Below are 1,722 nucleotides of genomic sequence, written 5' to 3' on the forward strand. Positions count from 1 at the left end.
CTCGGCGGCGCGTGCGGCCGGTGCCTGCGGCGCCGGGCGCAAGGGGCGCGGTTCCGAGGAGTCGCCACCACGACCGGATTTCGCAACGATATCCGAAAGCTCCTTCAAGGCGTTGATCTGCTCGGAAACGGCGCGGCGGATAGCCGAGGTCGATTCCTTGGCCTCTTCCGGCATCTCGATGACGCCTTTCTTGAGCTCGGCGCGGGTGAGGTCGAGTTCGCTCTTGATCGAGCCCGCCGTGCGCCGCATTTCCTCGGTCGCATCGGCGAAGCGCTTGGTTGCCGACTCGACGACATCGGTGATGGCGTTGCGGATCTTGTCGGCCGATTCCAGCGTCTTGCCTTCGGCGTTCTGCAGCGTCTGGCCCACGAGGTTTTCGAAAGAACGCATGACCCTTTCGAGATCTTCCGACTTCTTGACCAGGCCGACGGCGAGATCCTCGAGCGACGACTGTCTTTCCAGCGTGTGTTCGAGGTTGCTCTGGGCCGAGCTCAGGAGGTCGGAAGCGCCGGCGAGCAGACGGCTGTGTTCGTCGAACTTGGTGGCGATCGAGGCGACCTCGCGCAAGGTCGACGACGACAGTTCCGTCAGCCTTGTCGTGTTCGAATCGACCAGACGCGCCGAGCTGGCAAAGGTCTGTGCCGCCTTTTCGGTGGTCGCAGCGAAGCTTTGCGTACTGCCGGTCAGTCGTTGGTCGACCTCGCCGAGGTTGACCGCGGCCTGCTCGATCAACTGACCGAGCTGCGAGCTGGATTTGGTCATCCGGCCGATGAGATCGGCGACGCTGTCGGACAGCGAAGAACGGGCGCCTTCGACCGCCGACAAAGTTTCGGCGGTACGGTTGGCGAGCGCGTTGACCAGGGTCGCGTTCTCGCTACGCAGCTTCTCGGTCGCGCGTTCGGTGACTTCTTCCATGCTCTTTTGCAGTTCCGAGCCGCCCTGGGCGAAGCGCTCGACCAATGGCCGCGCGGTTTCGTCGAGGATCTTCGACATCTCGGCGGACCGCGCCGCGAGCATGGTGTTGAGTTCGCGGGTGTTGGCACCGATCGTCTTGGCGGCGTCGTTGGTGCTCTGGCCGATATGCTGGCCGACCGCGGTGAAGGTTTCCGCGATCACGTTGGCACGCGATACGAGTTGCGCCTCGGCGGTCGATACCTGCTCGTTGAGCCTCTGGCCCATAGTCTCGGCAGTGTTGGCGAGCCGGTTTTCGACGCCGGCGATCTGCTCTTCGACTCGGGCGGCGGCGGCCGCCGCGCTCGACGCGAGACGCTCGTCGGCACCGGCAAGCGCCTGCTCGATTTCGCGGGCATGCACGGCCAGTTCCTGGCCGGTCTGGCGCGCGCGATCGGCAACCCTCTGCTCGGTGCTTGCGAAGGCGCCGACGATGGTCTGCGCATGCTCGCCGATCGTCGAGGTGCTGTCGGCGATGCGCGAAACCAGGCGCTGGTCGGCGTCGTCGAAGATGCGGGCGATTTCGGATGCCCGGCTGGACAGCGCGCCCGAACCCTCTGCGATGCGCGAGACCAAATGCTGGTCGGCGGCGTCGAAGATGCGGCCGAGGTCCGACGCGCGGGCGGCGAGCGCCTCGGCGGATTCGCCGATGCGCATGCCGAGCCGCTGGTCGGCGCTTTCGAAGTTGCGCAGGATGTCACCGGCGCGGGCGGCCAGCGACTGCGCCGTCGCCACGGACCGGGAGCCGAGACTCTGGTCTGTCGCGTCGAC

The 1,722-nt window shown here is 66.1% G+C and carries 1 pseudogene; it reads right to left on the reverse strand.

The features are described from left to right. Positions 1-1,722: pseudogene (locus O7A61_RS32115) on the reverse strand (kinesin); the annotation flags it as partial.

Origin of the sequence: Mesorhizobium sp. Cs1321R2N1, from assembly GCF_037179725.1 — a bacterium.
GTDB classification, from domain to species: domain Bacteria; phylum Pseudomonadota; class Alphaproteobacteria; order Rhizobiales; family Rhizobiaceae; genus Mesorhizobium; species Mesorhizobium salmacidum.